20 protein-coding genes are annotated in these 22053 nt (G+C 38.8%); 7 read left to right on the forward strand and 13 right to left on the reverse strand.

Annotated elements, in window-relative coordinates; all coding sequences use genetic code 11:
- Positions 1-40: 40 nt before the first annotated feature.
- The 8 genes from LAV82_RS11645 to asnB form a co-directional block, all read right to left on the reverse strand.
- Positions 41-1246: an ornithine--oxo-acid transaminase gene (locus LAV82_RS11645; protein ID WP_013055371.1), complete on the reverse strand. Its 1206-nt coding sequence runs from the start codon at positions 1244-1246 to the stop codon at positions 41-43.
- Between the two features lie 23 nt (positions 1247-1269).
- A complete protein-coding gene (pruA, locus tag LAV82_RS11650) occupies positions 1270-2817 on the reverse strand; it encodes an L-glutamate gamma-semialdehyde dehydrogenase (RefSeq protein WP_013055370.1) in 1548 nt (515 codons plus the stop codon).
- Positions 2818-3195: 378 nt separating this feature from the next.
- Positions 3196-4230: a LacI family DNA-binding transcriptional regulator gene (locus LAV82_RS11655; RefSeq protein ID WP_013055369.1), complete on the reverse strand. Its 1035-nt coding sequence runs from the start codon at positions 4228-4230 to the stop codon at positions 3196-3198.
- A 57-nt stretch (positions 4231-4287) separates the two neighbouring features.
- Positions 4288-5802 carry an alpha-amylase family glycosyl hydrolase gene (locus LAV82_RS11660; RefSeq protein WP_499716115.1) on the reverse strand — a complete coding sequence of 505 codons (1515 nt, stop codon included), beginning with the start codon at positions 5800-5802 and terminating at the stop codon, positions 4288-4290.
- Positions 5803-6229: 427 nt separating this feature from the next.
- On the reverse strand, positions 6230-7078 hold the full coding sequence (locus LAV82_RS11665) for a phytoene/squalene synthase family protein (RefSeq protein WP_499716116.1): 849 nt from the start codon (positions 7076-7078) through the stop codon (positions 6230-6232).
- Between the two features lie 58 nt (positions 7079-7136).
- Entirely contained in the window at positions 7137-8594 is a 1458-nt protein-coding gene (locus LAV82_RS11670; protein ID WP_499716117.1) for a phytoene desaturase family protein, read from the reverse strand.
- A complete protein-coding gene (locus tag LAV82_RS11675; RefSeq protein WP_499716118.1) occupies positions 8591-10123 on the reverse strand; it encodes a phytoene desaturase family protein in 1533 nt (510 codons plus the stop codon). Before LAV82_RS11675 ends, LAV82_RS11670 begins: the two co-directional genes overlap by 4 nt.
- Positions 10124-10438: 315 nt before the next feature.
- Positions 10439-12286, reverse strand: coding sequence for an asparagine synthase (glutamine-hydrolyzing) (asnB, locus tag LAV82_RS11680; protein ID WP_025749930.1), 1848 nt, complete (start codon positions 12284-12286; stop codon positions 10439-10441).
- 171 nt (positions 12287-12457) lie between these two features.
- Here asnB and LAV82_RS11685 point away from each other — a divergent pair, with 171 nt between their 5' ends.
- Complete coding sequence (locus LAV82_RS11685) at positions 12458-13018, forward strand: DUF2777 domain-containing protein (RefSeq protein WP_013055361.1); 561 nt, start codon at positions 12458-12460, stop codon at positions 13016-13018.
- Positions 13019-13059: 41 nt separating this feature from the next.
- On the opposite strand, the gene LAV82_RS11690 is transcribed toward LAV82_RS11685, so the two are convergent.
- Both LAV82_RS11690 and LAV82_RS11695 read right to left on the reverse strand, forming a co-directional pair.
- Positions 13060-13407, reverse strand: coding sequence for a DUF1516 family protein (locus LAV82_RS11690; protein WP_013055360.1), 348 nt, complete (start codon positions 13405-13407; stop codon positions 13060-13062).
- 78 nt (positions 13408-13485) lie between these two features.
- Positions 13486-14658, reverse strand: coding sequence for a DUF418 domain-containing protein (locus LAV82_RS11695; protein ID WP_499716119.1), 1173 nt, complete (start codon positions 14656-14658; stop codon positions 13486-13488).
- A gap of 198 nt (positions 14659-14856) precedes the next feature.
- Here LAV82_RS11695 and LAV82_RS11700 point away from each other — a divergent pair, with 198 nt between their 5' ends.
- The 6 genes from LAV82_RS11700 (at position 14857) to LAV82_RS11725 (ending at position 17086) form a co-directional block, all read left to right on the forward strand.
- On the forward strand, positions 14857-15078 hold the full coding sequence (locus LAV82_RS11700; protein ID WP_013055358.1) for a spore germination protein: 222 nt from the start codon (positions 14857-14859) through the stop codon (positions 15076-15078).
- Between the two features lie 30 nt (positions 15079-15108).
- The gene (locus tag LAV82_RS11705; protein ID WP_016763006.1) at positions 15109-15384 is read left to right on the forward strand and encodes a spore germination protein GerPB; all 276 of its coding nucleotides are present in this window, start codon (positions 15109-15111) and stop codon (positions 15382-15384) included.
- Positions 15385-15473: 89 nt separating this feature from the next.
- The gene (gerPC, locus tag LAV82_RS11710; RefSeq protein ID WP_013081710.1) at positions 15474-16190 is read left to right on the forward strand and encodes a spore germination protein GerPC; all 717 of its coding nucleotides are present in this window, start codon (positions 15474-15476) and stop codon (positions 16188-16190) included.
- Complete coding sequence (locus LAV82_RS11715; RefSeq protein ID WP_013055355.1) at positions 16187-16363, forward strand: spore germination protein GerPD; 177 nt, start codon at positions 16187-16189, stop codon at positions 16361-16363. The genes gerPC and LAV82_RS11715 overlap by 4 nt, the downstream gene beginning before the upstream one ends.
- A gap of 12 nt (positions 16364-16375) precedes the next feature.
- Positions 16376-16816 carry a spore germination protein GerPE gene (locus tag LAV82_RS11720; protein WP_258357009.1) on the forward strand — a complete coding sequence of 147 codons (441 nt, stop codon included), beginning with the start codon at positions 16376-16378 and terminating at the stop codon, positions 16814-16816.
- 51 nt (positions 16817-16867) lie between these two features.
- Positions 16868-17086, forward strand: coding sequence for a spore germination protein (locus LAV82_RS11725; RefSeq protein WP_013055353.1), 219 nt, complete (start codon positions 16868-16870; stop codon positions 17084-17086).
- Positions 17087-17132: 46 nt separating this feature from the next.
- On the opposite strand, the gene hlpB is transcribed toward LAV82_RS11725, so the two are convergent.
- The 3 genes from hlpB to LAV82_RS11740 are packed head-to-tail and all read right to left on the reverse strand — an operon-like array spanning position 17133 to position 22026.
- Positions 17133-17438 (reverse strand): HNH nuclease-like protein HlpB, encoded by a 306-nt coding sequence (gene hlpB, locus LAV82_RS11730; protein WP_013081707.1) that lies wholly within the window; start codon positions 17436-17438, stop codon positions 17133-17135.
- Between the two features lie 14 nt (positions 17439-17452).
- Positions 17453-20845: an AAA family ATPase gene (locus tag LAV82_RS11735; RefSeq protein ID WP_499716121.1), complete on the reverse strand. Its 3393-nt coding sequence runs from the start codon at positions 20843-20845 to the stop codon at positions 17453-17455.
- Positions 20842-22026, reverse strand: coding sequence for an exonuclease SbcCD subunit D (locus tag LAV82_RS11740; protein ID WP_499716123.1), 1185 nt, complete (start codon positions 22024-22026; stop codon positions 20842-20844). Before LAV82_RS11740 ends, LAV82_RS11735 begins: the two co-directional genes overlap by 4 nt.
- Positions 22027-22053: the final 27 nt, after the last annotated feature.

A 22053-nucleotide genomic window follows, 5' to 3' on the forward strand; every position in this document is an offset into this window, starting at 1 on the left:
ATATGTATATATCGGACTATTTTTATTTATTTTAAACCGATTACTCAGCAAATACTTTTTCAATTCGTTCAATTGCCCAGTCTAACTCTTCTTTTGAAATCGTTAGCGGCGGAGCAAAACGAATAACCGTACTGTGCGTTTCTTTACAAAGCAAACCTTGATCTTTTAATTTTTCACAATAAGGACGAGCTTCTTCGTGTAATTCTACCCCGATGAATAGACCTCGGCCGCGCACTTCTTTAATAACTGGATTGCTTAAGCTTTGGAGCTTCTGCTTGAAATAAGAACCTAATTCTAATGAACGCGCTGGAAGTTCTTCATCTTCAATTACTTCCAAAGCAGCTAATGATACGGCACAAGCAAGCGGGTTTCCTCCAAATGTTGAACCATGAGAGCCAGGGTTAAAGACACTTAAAATGTCTTCGTTAGCCACTACGCAAGAAATAGGGAAAACTCCTCCTCCAAGCGCTTTACCTAAAATCAGCATATCTGGTTCTACGCCTTCCCAATCACAAGCAAACATTTTGCCTGTACGCGCTAAGCCAACTTGGATTTCATCAGCAATAAATAGCACATTATGTTCTTTACATAAATCAGCTGCAGCTTTTAAGAAGCCTTCTGGAGGTAAAACGATACCTGCTTCACCTTGAATTGGCTCAATTAAAAATGCGGCTGTATTTGGTGTAATAGCAGCTTTTAACGCTTCTAAATCACCATAAGGAATGGTTTGAAGCCCTGGAAGCATCGGTCCAAAACCACGTTGATATTCTGCTTCAGACGATAAGGAAACAGCTGTCATTGTACGACCGTGGAAGTTGCCCACACATGCGATGATTTGTGCTTGATTTTCAGCAACGCCTTTCACATCGTAAGCCCAGCGGCGTGCAGCTTTAATGGCTGTTTCCACCGCTTCTGCTCCCGTATTCATTGGAAGAGCCATATTTTTATTTGTTAATTTACAAATCTTTTCATACCATGGACCAAGCTGATCATTATGAAACGCTCGTGACGTTAACGTTACTTTATCAGCTTGACGTTTTAATGCTTCAATAATTTTTGGATGACGATGTCCTTGGTTAACAGCGGAATAAGCACTTAGCATATCCATATATTTATTATTTTCTGGATCATGTACCCATACGCCTTCTGCCTTTTCAATTACAATCGGCAGCGGATGATAGTTGTGTGCCCCAAATTTTTCTGTTTGCTCAATGATTTTCACCGTTTTTTGTGTTTCAGTTGTCATATTTACTCCTCCTTATTTTCCAATTAGAATGTTTCAGATGTTGTTTTTGCTTGCATGTGAAGAACAAGATAATCCGGTCCGCCTGCTTTTGAATCCGTTCCTGACATATTAAATCCGCCAAAAGGCTGGTAACCAACAATCGCTCCTGTACATCCTCTGTTAAAATACAGATTTCCAACATGGAACTCTTCACGAGCGCGCTCAATATGCTCGCGGTTGTTTGATAATAAAGCGCCTGTTAATGCATATTCTGTATTGTTTGCAATCTCCATCATATGATCAAAATCTCGCGCTTTAGAGAATGCTACTACCGGACCAAAAATTTCTTCTTGCATGAGACGAGCTTTTTCATCTACATCCGCAAAAATAGTTGGCTGAATAAAGTATCCAGTTGAATTGTCTGCTTCTCCTCCCGCAACAAGCCGTCCTTCTTCTTTTCCAATTTCAATATACGATAATACTTTGTTATACGACGCCTCATGAATAACAGGTCCCATATAAGTTGAAACTTCTTCCGGGGTTCCAACAGTTAATGTTTTTGTTAGCGCAACTGCTTTTTCAAGCACTTCATCATACACATCTTGATGCACAACAGCACGAGAACCAGCGGAGCACTTTTGCCCTGCAAAACCAAATGCAGAGTATACGATTGAAGAAGCAGCTAAATCAAGATCCGCATCTTTGTCTACAACCACCGTATCTTTTCCCCCCATTTCAGCAATAACGCGTTTTAGCCATTTTTGGCCCGGCTGTACTTTTGCTGCTCTTTCGTAAATGCGGCAACCTACTGCGCGCGAGCCGGTAAATGAAACAAAGCGTGTTTTTGGATGTTCAACTAAGTAGTCACCGATTTCAGGTGTAGCACCAGGAATAAAGTTTAATACGCCTTTCGGTAAACCTGCTTCTTCCATTACTTCTACAAATTTCGCTGCTACTACAGGAGTGGCATCAGCTGGCTTTAATAAAATCGTGTTGCCTGTTACGATAGCTGCTACTGCTGTTCCAGCCATGATAGCTAACGGGAAGTTAAATGGTGAAATGATAATACCTACGCCAAGCGGAATATAATTGTACTGATTATACTCACCGTCTCGACTCTGTACTGGAGAACCATCTTTTAACGTCAGGACTTGACGTGCATAGTACTCTAAAAAATCAATTGCTTCTGCTGTATCAGCATCTGCTTCGTTCCAAGGCTTTCCTGCTTCTTTTACAAGATAGCTAGAAAATTCATGCTTTCTGCGACGGATGATGGCCGCTGCACGGAAAAGAATATCTGCTCGATGTTCTACTTTCCATTTTTTCCACGTTTCAAAAGCTTTTAAAGCTGACTGCATCGCTTGCTCTGCTAGATCTTTATTTACTGTAGAGACATATCCAATCACTTCTTTTATATTCGCTGGGTTAACAGACGTAATTTTCTCTTCAGTTTCCACTTTTTCACCGTCGATCACAAGTGGGTACGTTTTGCCAAGCTGTGTATTTACATATGTTAATGCTTCTTGAAATGCCTTTTTATTGTTTTCTTCCTTAAAATTTGTAAATGGTTCATGAGAATAAGAAACTACCATGATATATACCTCCTAGTATGCAAATCTTTGTTTACTTTATAGTTATGCAAATAGCGTGCCAACTTTTAATAAAACTTTACAGTCTATTTGTCATCAAGGTTTTCACCACTTATATCATTCTTTCTTTTTGATAAAGGAAAAAATAATTGGCATGTGTATATTTGTTTTGCACTTTAAATGCCAATATATTTGGCATAAAGAATATATTGAGACATACCTAAATCAACCCAATCAACATCTAAGAAGCAGCTACCTACGTTTACCCTCCCAACGAAAAAATCCGAACAAGTTTGATTCTCCATCAAGAATCAAACTCGTTCGGATCTTCCTTCAACTACAATACTTTTGTTCCAGCCTCTTTTCTATTTGTATATAAAGTTATCTCTTCGTCATTTGAATAGTTTTACAGGACTGTCTTTTAATCATTTTGTGAGGAACGCGCACTTGTTCTGCAACAGCATATGGCGTTTCAATCTGCTTAATCAAGCAGCGTACAGCCTGATAACCAAGTTCAAAAATATTAATATCAATAGATGTGAGAGCAGGTCTAGCCATTTCGGCGATCAGAACATTATTAAAACTGACAATCGAAATGTCTTCAGGAACTGAAATCCCCATTTCATCCAATGTATTTAAAACGCCTAATGCCATTAGATCGTCTGCTACTACCAAAGCCGTTGGACGTTCTTTTAGAGATAAAAGTTCGCAAACAGCTTCTTTTCCTCCCTTCTGTAGAAATTCTTCATGAATCACATACTCGTCCCGGTAAGGAATGTTTGCTTTTTGAATCGCTTTATCATAGCCTGTTAAACGGTCAATGGTAACGACTAATTCAAGACTTCCGCCAATAAAAGCAATACGCTCATGCCCAGATTCAATTAAATATTCCGTCGCTTCTTTTCCAGCTTTAAAATTATCATTATCAACAAACGTGATGCTTTCACTATGTTTAAACGGCTTTCCAATAACTACAAACGGCACGCTCTGTTCTTGCAAATAAGAAAGTACTTGATCATCAACTTTGGAGTACAGCAAAATTAATCCATCCACTCGTCTCCCCTGTACCATTTGAACAACTTCTGCAAAAATCTCTTCTTCCGTTTCTCCAGTGGACATATAAATCGCTCTTTTGTTTTCGTGAGCTCCGGTGCTGATTCCTCTTAGCACTTCGGGAAAGAATGGATTTTGAAACACCTTGTCTGCTGAGCTCGGCATCACTAGGCCGACTGCCTCTGTCGTTTGATTTGCTAGACTTCGCGCAATAATATTTGGGTGATAACCAAGTTCTTTCATAGCCGATCGCACGCGCTGTTTTGTTTTTTCACTAATTCTTGAGCTGTCTGCAATGACGCGAGATACCGTCGAAGGGGCTACATTTGCTAAATTTGCCACATCTTTTATTGTTACACCCATAATTCCACCTCTTAATTATGTTTTCTTCATTAATACTTATCCAATATAATTTGACAACTACGACGCGCTGTCCTTTTTACGAGATTGAGAAATTTTCTTTTCTTTTCTTCTTTTTGAAGATGCTTTGTACAAAAAGATGCCAAATCCCGTATAAACAGCAGCAACCGCTGCGATATATCCAATATTAAACCCTGACTTTTTCACTACTTTATATACATTTGTGGTCTCAGGCTCCGATGAAATGTTGTACACATCGTCAACAGGTCGTATAATTCCTTCCGTTATTAACCCTCTTAGTTCATTTTCTTTTCCAACTTTTTCAAGCGGGACATTAATGACCGACGTTTCCTTTGTATTATTAATCACAACAAACGTCGTTTCGTCCTTATACCTTCTCTTGTATACAGCCACACCTTTTTGCTCAGACACAAGGGTAAAGCTTCCTTTTCGAAGAGAAGGCGACTTTGCTCTAAGTTCAGCCAGTTTTTTTAAATGATCTATAATATCGGGATTAGCTAAAAAATTCATCATGCCATAATTTTCTGCTCCCTTTCCCCCATTCAGCGCAATTTCCGTTCCATAAAAAACGATTGGTACACTCGGCGAAGTATAAAGGTAGGAAAGCCCTTGCTTTGTTCGGGCTCCAGGATGATTTTCACTCTTTAATGCTTGTGCTGTAAAACGTGTGCTATGAACATCATCTAAAAAATTGGCTAAAGGCTGATTACTTCTTTTCCCCCACTTGTCATACAACATTTTCTGCGGACGATTAGTACCGCTAAACGTAGCAGCAGTGGCTTCGGCTAGCGTTCTATCTACAAGCAAATCTACTCCTAACGAATCAGCCTGCTCATTTTTTTTTAATGGTTGCCCGTTTATTTCTCCTATTAATAGAAAAGAAGGATCCATGCTTTTTAGCGTCTTAGAAAAGGATGAAATAAATGCAGAAGGAGCTTGATCGATATCTTTAACGTAATATCCGTCAATATCTGCTTGTTTGCTCCACCAAGCAGCATTTTTAATAAGGTATTTCTGCACAGCACTTTCTTTTAAATTAAGGTGAGGCAATACTTTAATTACTTCGTTATCTGTACCGGATTCATTACTTATCCATGTTTGTTTTCCTTTATCTGCTACCCAGGTATGATTGTTACTGATTGTCAAAGGAAATTCGACCATAATTTTTATATTGCGCTCATGTGCTTTCTTCACAAGATTTTGTAAGTCTTTTAACGTTCCAAAATGATCGTCTATTTTATAATGGTTGGTCACCGCATATCCATGATAGCCTGTCTCATCATTTTCCATAAAAGGAGTTAATAAAACAGCGGTAAATCCCATCTCTTGAATATAGTCTAACTTTTGTGCTATTCCCTGTAAATCGCCTCCATAATAGGCATCTGAGCGTTCATAGTTAACATTTCGATCATTCTGTTCACTTCCGTTATAAAAACGGTTGATCATCAATGAGTATATTACCTCATCACGTATATCTTTATGATCTTGCGCTGAGGCACTGCTTCCAAAAAGCAATAATAGTATAAGTAGCATACTTGTCCTTTTCCATTTCATCTATTCCCCTCCTATAGACGAACTGTTTCAAACTCACTTTTGTTTCCATTATAACGTTAACGCTTACATTATTGTTAAATAAGTTGATAAAAACAAAAAAAGTGATTAAAAGTTTTTACTTTTAATCACTTTTTTCCATCTATATACTGCTATACCGTCTCATTTACGTTCGATATATGAGGTTTATCCGATACTTTACCAACTTTATTTAATCGATCAATCAATCCAACACCAAATTCAGGATGAAGGTTACCATCTCATTTCGCTACGAAACTTTCACGAAATTCGTATGCGGATGAACCGTGTTCAGCAAAATCTAAACCAGCAATTTCTTCTTGGCTGAGACTTTTTTCTTATTTACATAATAGTTAACGCTTTCATATCTTTTCAAAAAAAAGTAACGCAAAGAAAAAGTAATTCCTTTGCGTTACCCCGTAGAAATAGATGTCATAATTTTCTTTTTCACTTGACTTGTGACAAAGTGCTTTTCTGTAAATACGTCATAATTTTCTTTTCGAATTTTATCAAGAATCGCTCGGTATAAATGCGCCGCTCCTGTAAGAGGCAAACGAGAAGCCACCGGATATTTATGAATCGACTGAAGTCCTTTTATATAATACATTTCCGCTTCTTTGGCCAGGTGCTCCCACATCTCTATGAATTCAGAAGTGACCCACCGGTTCTCTAATAGCATGCGCGTATATCCGTAAGAATTCATAAGGTCTTTCGGTAAATAAATGCGCCCTCGCTCTAAGTCTTCCCCAACGTCTCTTAAAATGTTGGTCAGCTGCATCGCAATGCCTAATGCAACTACTTCTTCTTCTAATTCTTTATGAGTAGTTGGAGCTAAAATCGGTAAAAGCATTAACCCTACCGTACTCGCTACGTGATAAGAGTATGTTTTCACTTCATCAAGCGTATCGTATTCTTTTTTTACTAAATCCATTCTCTGGCCGGTAATCATATCATCAAACGCTTGAACATTCATCTCATATTGTTCAAATACATTGCGCAGAGCTACCCACATGGCGCTTTCGTTTAATAGTTCTCCATTTTTAAATCGGGCAAATTCTGATTCGAATTGCTGCAGCTCTATTTCAGGGTTGCATCCTTCATCTACAATATCATCGACTTGACGGCAAAATGCATATACTGCCCATACTGCCTTTCTTTGTTTTGACGGCAGCATGGAAAAAGCTTTGTAAAACGTTTTTGAGTTTTCTTTAATAATTTCTTCACGCTGATTGTACGCTTTGTCTAACGAAATGTTCATCATATAGGACCCCTTTCTCTATTAAAGGATAAACCATCATTTCCTTATGGCTTACAAGATCTTAAGAAAGCTTTGCAACCGTTTGAACAGATGATTGTTCAATAAGATGATCAGCTAACATTTTTGCTCCTTGCATAACAATTGGCACGCCTCCGCCTGGATGAATAGATGCTCCGACCGCAAAAACATTTTTATATTCGTACGGCTGGTACTGGGGTCTGAATACGCCCGATTGAAACAGCTCAGGAGCAATACCAAAGCTTCCTCCTTCGTAAAGTCCAAATGCTTGAGCATCATTTGGCGTGCGTACTTTTACCCACTCTATTTCTTTACGAAGCTCTTCAAACCCTTTTTCTTCTAAAGTTCGAATGATTCCATCAACAAAATCTTGCTGATTGCTCCAATCAATGTGGCCACCTGATGGAACCGGTACAAGTGCATATAGCACACTTTTCCCTTCAGGGGCTAACGATGGATCAATAACAGAGGGATTAAATGTATAAATAGCGGGATCTTCAGGAATCGTTTTATGCTTAAACACTGCTTCCATATGTTTAGCTAAATCATTGCCCATAAAGTATTGATGCACATTGTGATGATCATATTTTCTCTTCAAACCAAGATAAAGCAGCAGACAGCTGGACGAAGGCACATACTTCTTTTCTTTTTTTCGAGCAATTTTCGCCATATTAGGAAAGTCGCCATTTAAAACAACTTGATCAAACGGATAAAGTTTTTCGTCAACAATAACCCCTTCCGTCTTGTCTCCTGATATAGAAAGCTCTTGAACCGCCTTATTCAAATGAATGTTTACACCTTGCTCTATCAGCGCCTTTTCAAGAAGTGGCACAAGACTTGCGTATCCGCCTTTTACGTAATAGATGCCATGAGCATGCTCACTGTAAGGAACAAGGGAATAAATAGCTGGCGCCGAATAAGGATTTCCTCCAATATAGAGAGATTGCAGGGAATAGGCATCTACTAGACGTTCATCATGGAAATACGTTGAAACAAATTTTCTCATTGATTTATTTGCATTCATTTTTTTTAATGCCTTGATGTTTTGCCATGTCCAAAAATCTCGTTTATTTACAAATGTTTTTTCCAAAAATGCCTTACTTCCTAATTCAAATCGCTTTTTTAATTCAGTCATAAAACGCCGGTAGTTTTGCTCTTCGCCTGGAAACAAACGGCTAATCTCCTCTAACTGATCTTTTTCAGTCGCTTTTTTTGTATAGGTCGTACCGTCTGGAAAATGAATATCATAAAGTGGATCACAGCGTATTAGTTCATATTGAGAAGCAGAAATGCCTGCTTCATCTAAAATACGTTCAAGCATTAAAGGCAGTAAGACAATCGTGGGACCTTCATCAATTTTATAACCGTCTTTTTCTACAAACGCCAACCGGCCGCCAAGCTTGTTTTCTTTTTCGAAAATATCAACAGAAAATCCTCGTTTGCTTAATAACAAAGCGGTAATTAAACCGCCTATGCCGCCTCCAATAATTGCTGTTCTCATAATGCACTCTCCATTTCCTTCATGGTTTTAAACGGCTCATTCAGTAATTGTCCGTCTCTTTTTAAGATGAGCTTTGTCGTAATGCGAGATGATTCGAGAATAGTTGGTAGACCGCTTCCTGGATGAGTTCCTCCTCCAACTAGCCAGCAGTTTTCTAATTCTTCAAATTTATTATGCGGACGCAGCACCATCATTTGAGTGAGCTGATGTCCAAGGTTAAATGTCGCTCCTTTATAGACCAGCACGTCTTCTTCCCACTGCTTTGGTGAAATGATTTTTTCAACTTCAATATGACTCTCTAAATCTTTGAAACCCGTTTTCTTTTCTACAATTTTTAATACTGCATCCCGAAAATCTTTTTGTTTTTCATCCCAGTTTACACCGCTGAAATTATTTGGAACCGGCGCTAAAATATAAAGAGCAGACTTTCCTTCTGGTGCTAAAGTTGGGTCTGTTACACCTGGGTTTTGGATGTAGATAGAAGGGTCCTCTGAAAGGGCTAGCGTTTTTGTGATCTCTTCTACATTTTTTTTATAATCTTCAGCGAACACAATCGTGTGATGAGGCAGATCTTTGTACAGTTTGTCTATGCCTAGATAAATCATGAAAGTAGAACAAGAGTATTTTTTCTTTTCAAGTTTTTTAACTGCATATTTTTTAAGGGTACCTTCATCTATTAAATTCGTCATGGCATGAGCAAAATCTCCATTGATAATGACGTCGTCTGCCCCTATTCGCTCTCCATTTTCTAGAATAATTCCTTTTACTCTCTTATTTTCAATCCATAGTTTTTGGACACCTTGGTTTAAGTGGATGTGCCCTTGATGTTCTTCCACTACTTTTGCCATTGCTTGAGATAGTTGGTTTACTCCTCCTATTGGATGGAAGATACCGTAAGCGTGTTCCATAAACGATAAAATAGAAAAGGCTCCTGGACATTCCCAAGGGGACATTCCCAAGTACTTAGATTGAAAAGTAAAAGCTAATTTCAATTTCTCATCAGTGAAATACTTGCCAAGTACATCATAGAGCGTTTTACCTAAGGATAAATGCGGCAGTGCTCGAATTGCTTCAGGCTTTAAATAGTGATGAAAACGATCCATCTCGCCCTGCAATAAAGGCAGCAAAGCCGCCATCTTTGCTTCGGTGTCTTTCATAAAGCGCTCATAGCCTTCTCCGTTTCCTGGGTATAAACGTTCGATTTCTTCTTTCATCTTTTTATGGTTATCCGTCATCTGAATCTGCGCATCATCGAAAATAAGCTCATACATGAGATTTAGACGTTTTAAGTCCATATAATCATGCGCATTGCGATTAGCAGCTTGAAATAATTCTTCAAAAATCTGTGGCATGCTCAAAAATGTAGGACCCATATCAAACGTATAACCTGACATTTTAATCGCTGAATTTCGCCCGCCCACGTATCCTTGCTTTTCATATACATCTACTTTATAGCCATGACTTGCTAACAGCATCGCTGCCGCTAGTCCTCCTGGACCTGCTCCAATCACGATTACGTTTTTTTGCATACATACACTCCTAACCCTATACAATAGTTATACAAACATTATACAAATCTTTATTATTAAACACAACGATAAACTGCTTGTCTTTATTCGAATCATAAAATTACCAATAACTAAACCATTAAAACATGACGTTTGTACCATTTTCCCAGGGTTTCAGTACACTTTCCCTTTATTCGGTGCTTTCAAGCTTTTATTTTATATCTATGTAAAGTTATACAAAAATAGACTGCGGTCTTCTTCTCTAGTTAAACGTATAAAAAAGAGAAACAGATGACTTATTTCATAAAAAAAACCCTCTGTACTGAGAGGGTCCTGTCATTCAACAATTTGAATATTATTGTGAGTAAACCAGACGTGAATTTGAGCTAGATGAGCTAGCAGCTGAGGTCCTGTCATTAATTGACCAAACCAAGGTGCTTTAAATCCTTCTCCGCCTGTATCAATAATATGCTTTAACTGCTGCTTATCAAAAAATTCATGAAGAGGTGACTGTTTATCTTGTAAAAGAGATTGAAGCCATACAGTTACAGCTTTTGTATAAGCTGGGTTATGCGTTTTAGGATAAGGGCTTTTCTTGCGATAAAGAACATCATGAGGCAAAATTCCTTCAAGCGCTTTTCGTAAAATCCCCTTCTCTTTATTGCCCGTCATTTTCATCTCCCACGGAATATTCCATGCATATTCCACAAGGCGATGATCTGCAAAAGGTACGCGTACTTCTAAGCTCGCGCCCATGCTCATACGATCTTTACGATCTAATAAAGTTGTCATAAACCAAATCTGATTTAAATAAAACAGCTTTCTTCGCTGCGCATCTTCTAACGATTCACCTTCTAATTCAGGCACTTCCTTTAATGTTTCTTCATATCTTGCACGCACATAATCTTCTAACTGTAATTTCTTTCTCCATGAACTTTGCAGCAAATCAATTCGAGCATCTAATGAACGCATCCATGGGAAGGTATCCGAAGACAAATCATGTTTTCGGTGAAACCACGGATATCCTCCAAAAATTTCATCCGCACATTCTCCCGATAAGCTCACAACAAAATCTTGTTTGATTTCACGGCAAAACCAAAGCAGCGATGAATCTACATCAGCCATTCCAGGAAGGTCTCTCACCTCTACAGCCTCTGTTAAATGCTGCACAAGGTCCTCCGTTGAAATAATGCAGCGGTGATGATTTGTTTGAAACGTATCCGACATGAGCTTGATATAAGTTCCATCAGAATTGGGCTGAAACTCATTTGCTTTAAAAAATTTATCATTGTCTTCATAATCGATAGAATACGTATGAAGAGAGCCCTTGCCGCTTTCTTTGAACGCATTTGCAGCAATTGCTGTAATGGCGCTTGAATCTACTCCACCTGATAAAAATGTACAAACCGGGACATCGGACACTAGCTGTCTTACAATCGCGTCTTGCACTAAAAATTTAACTTTTTCTGTAGTTTCACCTAAATCATCTGTATGCTGCTCACTTTTTACGTTCCAGTATCGCCAAATCTTCAACCCGTTACGCGTAAGCGTGAGGGCGTGAGCCGGGCGCAATTCATTTATTTCTTTAAATACGCCGTGGCCGGGAGAACGAGAAGGTCCTAAGCCAAACACTTCTGCTAATCCATCTAATCCTACTTCGGCTTTCACCTCAGGATGAGCTAATATCGCTTTTAATTCCGATGCAAATTGAATTCCACCTTCATAAGATCGATAGAATAAGGGCTTCACTCCCATTCTGTCGCGTGCTATAAATAACTTTTCATTGGCTTCGTCCCAGATTGAAAAAGCAAAGATACCGTTAAAATGATCTACGCATGATTCTTTCCATTCTATATAAGATGTTAGAAGTACTTCCGTATCTGAATGTCCCTGAAATTGATAACCTCTTTTTAGTAATTCTTTCCGAATATCTTCCGTGTTGTAAAGCTCTCCATTATAGCAAAGCGTATAGAGCTGTTCATTTTTTTCTCTTGTCATCGGCTGTCTTCCGCCTTGAGGATCTACTACAACTAAGCGTTTGTGCCCAAAAGCAACATGCTGCTGTGTCCATACGTTGGTGTCATCAGGACCTCTTTTCGATAAAGTGTCAGCCATTTTTGTTATTGTTGCTGTTTCATTTAAAAGCGATCGCTTTAAGTCGACCCAACCCGTTATACCACACATCGTTTATCATCCTTTCTTTCACGCTCTTGTTTATGAATGAAATAATGCCATTGTATGCACGCAATAGTTACAGTTGAATTGTCCTTATATTTTATTTTCACTTTCGAGTTATAAAGAGAGCTTTTTTAGGCAATAAAAAAATATGGATAAATTTCACACGGAGGTTTGATTATGAATCATTATTCTAAACAACAAGCTCTGAACAATCAGCCGCGTTCCTTCGTGATTGGTACGGTTGAATGTGTTGATTCACAGTGGATTTTCTTTGAAGATGAAAGTGACGAAGCTTCCATGCTCCATGAAGTAATGGATGATACATTAGAACTTCTTATTGATACACGCTGGGAAAAAGCCATTATGGTTGATGACCGTCAAATAAAGCTTCACGATGGAACGTATTTATTGCGAAATGGGGATAAGCTAAGACTGACTAAAAAGCTACCTTATGCATACGAACAGCTTCTTCAATCACTACCGAAAGAGACCTTTTTATCATTCACTCAGCACTTAAATTCATTAAAATTCTCTCTTTATGATTGTATTTACTGTCACAACACATTATGTTTTTTACCGACAGACGGTGATACAAAAGGTGCTAATTTTATCATTTATGACAATGAGGAAAAAATTTGTGCCGTTCAGCATTTATTCGAACGAGGCACGCATCACCTAGATCGATTTGAATATACCGTTAATGATGGAGAACGTTCAATGAATCTTTTTTTAGATTAAAGCAAAAGAAAAAAGCTATCTTATCCAAGATAGCTTTTTTCTTATCCTAGTACGACATATCCGTAATAGAATACTAAGATAAGCGCAATTACAAGAACTGCCCAAGCAACGCCTGTACGCTTTCTTTTTTCAGTACGAACAAGTACCATTTCCATTCCCACAAGCACTAACACGCCTGCAATCCCTTTAATGAGCGCTGCGCCTTGAAAATGGTACCAAGCTGCTAACATATGCAGACCTGATACTAATACTAATAAGTATAGGAGTCTCGCCACCATATGTAGGATTTTTTGACCTTTAGCTTTACCTGCTCGATGTAAAATCAACGAAACCACAAACGAGATAATTAATAATGTCCAAAGCGTTACATGAATATGTAGTGGAGCCATTTATCTCACGTCCTTTCTGAAAATATCATATCATGAAAACCTTTCCTTCACCAATGATATAAGGAAGGAAAAGGATTTTTAGCGGCTGCTTCCATAAGTAGCATACCGAATGAGTTTTTCAAGGGGTCCATCTGAAAATAGGCTCATCCATATCCAGCTTCCCAGCAGTTGAACAAAAATGATAATCCCCGCAATAGCCAAGCCTTCTACAATCGAAATATGTCCATAGTATCCTAACCCATATGAGTAAAAAAGAAATGTACATACAATGGACTGGACAATATAATTAGTTAAAATCATTCTCCCCAAAAAGGCAAATGGCTGCATGACTTTTTGAATAGATACGCTTCGCATAGCTAATGTGACCAACGTTACAATAAAAATTGCTCCTGCCGTTCCTCCGATTGTATCGTGAATATAAGATGTCGCTACATTGTGATCTAAAACATACGGCAATACAGATGATGCTGCATACACGATGAATGAAATAAGACAAAGCCACTTTGTCTCCACTATATATTCTTCTATTTCTTTGAACCACTCGCTTTTTGCCATAAAACCGCCTAATAAAAACAGTGGAAATAGCGATAAAAACAGAAAAGGAACCGTATTTAAATTATACGCGTAGTACCAATCAAGCAAGCGCTGATGAAAGATTGACGCAAAACTTCCGTGTCCATATGCTTGAAGCGCTTGGTCAATAATAGGCTGGTGAATTCCCGCTGCTGTATCTCCTTCATTAACCAAAGCCGCTGCTGTTAAAATAACAATCATAATCACAGCATAAATGCTAAATATTCCGGTTCCCCACGCTAATAACACTTCTTTCTTTGCTTCTTGAAAAAACAGCATGATCAAAGCAAAGAAGCTGTACATCACAATCATATCACCGTGCCAAATAAATAAAGCATGAATAGCCCCAATGAGAAGCAAAGCCGTGATTCTTCGTACATAAAAAGGAGTAAAGCTTACTTGCCTTTCGTATGTACGCTGGAACATTTTCATAAAATCAAATCCAAACAAAATAGCGAGCAGCGCGTAGCCTGTCTGCCCTACAACTACATCAACTAATCCATTAGCAACATAATTCATTCTTGAACCGTCCAACAAATTATGGTCGTAATAGGAAGCAGGTGAATAAAAATCCGGCATGTTCATGAGCAAAATACCAATAAGCGCGATTCCTTTTAATACATCCGCTGCCTCAATACGCTGTTCTTTATCAGCTGCGTTCATTTTGAAACGTTTCATTCTTTCACACCTTACATTATTTCATTATTGCTTTCACATTATATCGAACGCAAAAGTTTTTCTTCAATGTTTACTATTTCCATTCCTCTCTTTAATGTTTTGCTTACTCTCGGCATATAGATAAAGAAAAAGCATTAATCACCTTTTTGTCTAGGCTTCATATGCTGTTACTAGACTAAATTAAAAGGGTGTTTGCCTATGCCTGCCATTGTTGGTGTTGTTAATCTTAACAGTGTTGGTTCAGCCAGCGTCTTTCATATTGGAGATGTTTATACAATAGCCCCTATTTCCACTGCTAAAACATTTGCTGGCGCAGGTTCGTTTAATACAGGTGACGGATTATATGTTGTGAATCAGCAGAGCTCAACCAATACGTCAGACAATGACGTAAATGATCAAAATGTCGCTGGAAATCTATAATAGAAATGAAGCTCATACAGGAGGATGCTTATGAACTTTTATGTGAATCAAAGTATCTGTATTCAAAGTATGAAAATCAGTGCTGTAAGTAACTCTTCGGTACTTCAAATTGGAAGCGTCGGTGTCATTAAACCAAACTCAAATCTCTTTAATACAGGAGGGTTTACAGGGGCTGCACCTACTGAAACAAAAAAAGGCATTCTTGGGTCTGTTTCTCCTTCTACCTTTACTCCCGGAACCGGCGCGGGCACTGCCCCAGCTCCTTTCTCACAGTCGTTAACTCCCCCAGTTCGAGACAACGACTGACATGTTACAACCTTCATCGCCATATGTATATATATAACTATTTTCTTTATCAGAAGATAAGGGAATCGAGGTGATTGAAGGTGGATAACATGGACTATATTCAGCAGGTACATCAGTATGTTCAGCAAATGTCTTCGTATATTCAGCAGCAAGAAGGACGCATTGCTCAGCTTGAAAAAAACGTACAAGAACTTCAGAAAAAAATAAAAGAGTTAGGTGAACAGCCACCTATTAAAATTGATAAAATTGAATATAAATTTGAACAGTTAAAAATTGATTCATTAGATGGAACATTAAATATTGGATTAAACCCTCTTACGCCTGATAATTTAGAAGATATCATTATCAATGAGAAACCAGAAGTAACGTTTTCGCAAGGAGCTCAGCCACAAGGGCAGCCGCCTCAAGGTGAGCAGCCGGGACAACCCGGAGGTCCTGGACCGCAAAATCCTAGCTTAAAACCATTGGACCGCCAGCTAGAAAAACAGTGGGTCTCTGATATCCACGAAACGATTTTAGCTGAACTTAATCAATATGGATTTTCTATGGTTCAACATGTGCTTGATGAGCGCTCGATGATGATTGATGAATCGTACTACGAGTTTATTTTAGAAGATATTAAAAAGCAGCTGCAGCAGCGGATCACTTTTTATATACAGCAAGTTCAGCCGGAAGAAATGGAACGAAATTTCGAACAAATTAAACCTCAAATTATCGGTAAACTTTATGAAGATATGAAAAAAGGAATTGACGCATTTTTAACGTATTTACCTGAATCTTTAAAGAAAGGTGGACCCCCTTCATGAACTTTAACGTTGTAAACCGCGAATTGCTTGTTGGAGACGTTAGTATTACAGGCGTATCTTCTTCTTCTCTTTTTTTAATTGGTGATGCCAATTACATCTCTCTATCCTCAACATTTGATACGCCGGCTGAATCTTTGATTATCGGCCCTTATGTTCCACTATCGTTATCATAAAGGAGCTTACCTATGCTTTCACGCACATCTTCTGTTAATTATATAGAAATTAATTCCTTGTCGGCGAGCTCCTTTTGCCAAATTGGAGATTCAACAGAAATTCATCTACTTAATAAAGCTTTAGCTGATCGGAGACAGTATCCGTTTTTCTACGGTCGAGAAGGAAACTTTGATGATTACGCTATCTTTAATGAGCCTATTCCTCATGGCGATTACGAACCTATTCCCGTTCAAACATGGAATGAAATACCTTTGATCCGTGTTAACAGAATTGATATAAAAGGGTGCTCATTCTCATCAGTTATTCATATTGGATCAACGTGCAATGTTTATGCAGAAGCCCGCATTAAGCATATTCGCGAACTGATCAACGATGAACCTTCAAAGGAAGCTGAAACAGGAACATCCAGTAGTGCTTCTTCACAAGCTAGCGGCAGTGAGCGAACCTTTTAACAAGCTGCTCATATACTAAACTGATATCACGAAAAAAAGGGTGTGAACCTCATGCCAGCAATAATCGGACCCGTTAGTATCACGAGCGTCGGAGGCGGTGTCGTAACGTTTGGAGATACGTTCTACGTCTCTCCAAAAAGCGCTGCTAAAACAGCCTCAGGCTCTGGTTCCTTAAATACAGGTAACTTTGTTAATACCAATAACGGCATTTCAGGAACAAATACGTTAGATCCAGATTTATTCGATCAAAATATAGCGGCAAATGCTTAAAAAAACCCCTTATCTTTGCTACTAAAGCGGATAAGGGGTTTTTTATTCACTTGGATTTTCGGCTGTTTGATTTCTTGGTTTTAGGTAATTTAGAAGAAGGCTGTTTACGAATCCATTTAATAAAAGAGCTAATTTTAGAATCAGCTTGTAATAAAGAAATCGTATTAAGACGAATGGCTAATTCATCATTTGTATATAATGCATGAATTTGTTTATGACACGGAATACATAAGTTTGCCGTTGGTTCAAACGCTCCGCCCATTTCCTTTGGCGTTAAATGATGTACGGTCGTCAAGACATCCTGCCTTCCGCATAATTCGCATGTTCCTATCCGCCTGTCTTTTTTCTTCATATAGATTTCCTTCCCTATAAAGTTTCTACTCTTACACTAGTTCCTTTGCCAGAAGGCTCGGATGGCTCAACAATTAAACGTTTTGGCAGACGAGCGCGAAGTTCTTGAACGTGACTGATGACTCCAATTGATAAATTATTTGATTGAAGCTTTTCAAGCGCTGTAACAACCGTATCAAGAAGCTCTCCATCAAGTGTTCCAAATCCTTCATCTAAAAAGAAAAACTGCAGTGGATATTCTCCTCTTAGCTGAATTTGTGCAGATAATGAAAGGGCTAAAGCCAGCGAAGTTAAAAACGTCTCTCCACCAGATAAAGTTGAAACCGGACGTTTTACGCCTCCATTTGCATCATCTCTCATAATAAAGCCGCCTTGGGAATCAACTTCAATCGCATAGCGCTGACGTGTTAATATACCCAGACGCTCTGAAGCATCTCGGCTAACGGACATCAGCTGTTCTTCAGCAATATATTCCACGAAAGCATTTCCTTTAAATACTGTTTGAAGCTTTTGATACTGTTCAAATAACGCTTGTTTTTCTTCACGGTCTTGTTCAAGCACTAAAAATCGCTCATGTCGTTCTTTAACGCTTTTTAACGTTTGCTCAGCTGCTCCCTTGAGCTGAACGGCTTCTTTCACAGCCGCTTTTATATCATGAAGCAGCTGCTGAGTTTCTTCAAATTGCTGCTCTTCTATGGACTGGTGATTCAGCTGGATATTTAACTGTTCAATTGATGACTTCATCTGTTTTATGTTGTCCCAATAAGCCTGAACAGTTTCATCCAACAATTTCATCTCATCATGTGATAACAAAGCTTGCTGAACTTCTTTTCCTTCGCTGAATAAAGAATTCCCTATAGCTTCTTCCCATTTTTCAGCTGCTTTTTTATACTGCATATAAGCTGTTTCTAGAGATTCGCTCGCTGCTTTTTCATCCATTTGCAGCGTTTGATACGCTTTTTGAACAGTCTGCCAATGTTGATATGCCTGCTGTTCATTCGTCTCTAACTCCGCAAGTAAAAGAACTGTTTTTTGCAGCGCCTGTTCAATATCTTCTTGATCTGTAAGCGTACGCAAGCGTTCAATTTGCGAGTGAACAAGAGATTGTTTATGAGACAGCATTGCTTTTAATTCTGTAAATTCTTTTTCGCCCGCATATTTCTCTTCTTTTAGACGTTCGATTTTCTTTTGCTGATTTTCAAAAAATACGCTGCTTTTTTCAATTCGAGCCTTTATTGTCTGCTCTTCTTTTTCTCTTTCAGTCAGCCTTTCATTAATTTTTTCCATCTCTTCAAATACAAAGGAAGGATAGTCTTGTTGAAAAGCTTCTTTTCCTGCTTGTAGCGCCTGTTTTTGCTGATTTACTTTTCCTTCTAATTCAGCTTGTTCTTTTTGATAATGAGCAAGCTCTAATTCAATCTTTTCAAGACTTTGCTGGACCTTTTGTACCTGCCCGAGAATTGCTTGCTGTTTTTCACTTACCTGCAAATAATCCTGCTCAAGAGATTTGATTTCAACTTCTATTTTCTTAGCATAATGCCCAAAGGCATCTGTATCCATTTCTCCTAAAGCAGGAACTTCGCCAGCGTCGTTCATAAACTCAGCTAACTCAGGTATTTTTTCAACAAGAGGTTTAGCTAGCTGTTGAAGCTGCATTTTGAGCGACGAATAGCTAAATCGCTGTTCACGCAATTGATTAACTTGATCTTCGAACTGATCCGCTGATTCAGTTGTGATGTCATCTTCTTGTTGGTGTAATACGGGGTTAGGGTGATGCTCAGAGCCACAAACTGGACAAGGCTCACCTTGGGTCAGCTGCTCAGCTAATTGATGAGCCAGACGGCGCGACCATTCTTTTTCTTTGCGTCTTTTTAGATCGCTCATTAAACGATCTGCTTGTTGAAAAAGCTGCTGAAACTCTTTTTCCCGCTCACATACAGTGTGATACAAGCCTTGAATATCTGAAAATAACCCTTTACTTTGTTCTATTATTTGCTGATATCTCTCTTGGTGTGTTTGTTTTTGTGTGTGCAAATGCTTAAGCTGTTCGGCTTTTTCTTTATACGTTTTTTGACCTTCATCTAGATTTTTTTTATCGTTATTCCATACTTGATAACGATAAAATGCTTGCTGAACAGCCTGCCGATAATCAGGTTGAATTTCCACTTTTGTTAATGCTTCTTTTAACTCTTTTTGAAGAGTCAAGCCTTGCTTATACCGCTTATCTGCTTCCATTAATTCATCATTTTTCGCTTGAAGTGCCTGCTGCTTTTGCTGAAGAGAAACTTCCGCTTCTTTTATTTCTTGCTGTCCTTCTTTAATTTGTTTTTGAAGATCAGAAGCTTGTTGAAGCTGTTCTTTTTGAACAACTAATTTGGGCTGCTGTTCATTTTTTTGTAAGCGAGCCTGCTCATATAAACTATTCGATCGCTTATATTCCTCACTCTTTTGAACAATTTGTACTTTTAGTTTTTCTACTTTATCTTCGTAAAGCTTCTGCTGCTTTTCAGCTTGTTCAAATGTTTCTAAATAGGGAAAAAGACGTTCTGCCTGCTGAGCTTTCGTCACCACATCTTGCTTTTGTCTAATCTCCTCTTCCTTCTTAGAAGCACGCACTAGTTTTTCTTCTATCAGTGCTTTTTCCTGCTGCGCTTTCCAAAGAGACGCCTGCTGATCGTATCTTTCCTGCAAATCAGACGCTGCTTTTTCTCGTTTTTCCAAAAGTACAATGCTATCACTTACAAGCTGCTCCGCTTCCGTTACTTTCTCTGTTGAAGCTTCACCTAATCCCGTTTGTTCTGCCGTGATTTTATCTAGGTCTGTCTTTAGCTGCTGAACTTGATAGCGTATTTTCTTACTGAGCTGATCTCCGTACTGCTCGAGATTAAAAAGACGCTGCAGCATTTGACGACGCTCCGTTCCTTTTAACGATAAAAACTCCGCAAATTTTCCTTGCGGTAATACAACAGCTCTTGTAAAATCATCAATTGTTAAACCAAGAAGCTCCTGTACCTGCTGGTTTACATCATTTGTTTTATCTGCTAATACGTACGTTTCATCTTCGATTTCAATCAATCGACTTGAAGCTGATTTTACACGAAGCTCATCCGTCCGTTTAAAGCTTCGTTCAACAGTATAGCGTTTTTTATGATTAGCGTTTTCCAGCTCGAACGTAAACGATACTTTCAGTTCATTTTCCCCGTGATTTAAAATTCCTTGTGTATTATTGGCTGCACGCTCTACTTTTCCGTATAAAGCTAGTGTAATGGCATCCAAAATGGAAGATTTCCCGCTTCCTGTAGGACCAAATATTCCAAACACACCGCCTGAACACAGCGCTTCAAAATCGACAGTTTGTTTTTCTCTAAAACTGTGAAGCCCCGAAACGGTCAAGTTAATAGGTTTCATTTTTCATCCTCCTTTCCCGATACTTCTTCATCGTTAATCAAGGTTAAAAACAGTTTGACTAATTCAGTATCTGGTACCCCTCCGCCGGTTTGCCTGCTGTAGAACTTTGTAAACAGTTCTTCGATCGGCACTTCGCGCTGTGAACGTGTTTCAAGTGCTAGTTCTTCTGCTTTGAATACCGGACGAATATGAATAAAGCCTGGATGAAGCTTGCGAAGGCGATGGATTTCTTCTAGTGAAAGTGCATCTTCTACGTGAACTTCTAAATCAACCCATGCCTGCGTATCTTTTTGCTCATCAAGCCACGTATATACTTCTGCCAATCCGTTTTTCGCTTTCCAACGTGCCAAAGGCTTTCCACTAGATAATGGAATTTCAGTCATCTCAATCTCTTTTCCTGGCTTAGCGTCTAAAATGGTAACGGACTTTGCATATCCTGACTCTGAAAAACTATAAGCAAGAGGTGAACCGGAATATCTTGCAAGGGTGCTGGCGCGATTGATCATTTGCGGGCGATGCAAATGTCCTAGAGCTACATATTGAGCATTAGCAGGTAAACTAGTTGCCGCCACCGTATAAGCTCCTCCTACTTCAATTGGACGTTCTGAGTCCGTTGAACTTCCGCCTGCTACGTAAATATGACTCATGGCAATATTAACGCTATCTGTTGTGAACTGTTCACTCATTTTATCGAAAATACCTTTTACTCTGGCATCATATGAGTTTCGAAGAGCCAGCTCATCATTTTCTTCTGCTAACAGTTCCTTTAACCTTGATTCAGATGGGTAAGGAAGAGCCGCAACCTTTAACATTTCATCTGATGTAGGAATGTGAATGCTTTCTACATCGGTAGTAGGCAAACCAAGAAGCGTAATATTTTGATGAACAGCTAATGGAGAAGCCGCCGACAGCCGATCTGGGTTATCATGATTACCTGCAATAACAATAATCGGACGTCTTCCATTGTTGCTCAACCTAGACATACTTTCGTAAAAAAGCTGCTCTGCCGCTGCTGGAGGGTTAACCGTATCAAAGGCATCTCCCGCCATGAGAATAGCATCTATCTTTTCTTCTTCCACAATGTCTGCCAGTTCATCTAAAAACTGTGCTTGCTCAGCCAGACGGCTTCGACCTTCTAACGTTCGCCCTAAATGCCAATCCGCTGTATGTAATAAACGCATGTTACTCTCTCCTTATTGTTGAAAAAG

Origin of the sequence: Bacillus sp. ILBB4, assembly GCF_035064545.1 — a bacterium.
Classification (GTDB): Bacteria; Bacillota; Bacilli; order Bacillales; family Bacillaceae_H; genus Priestia.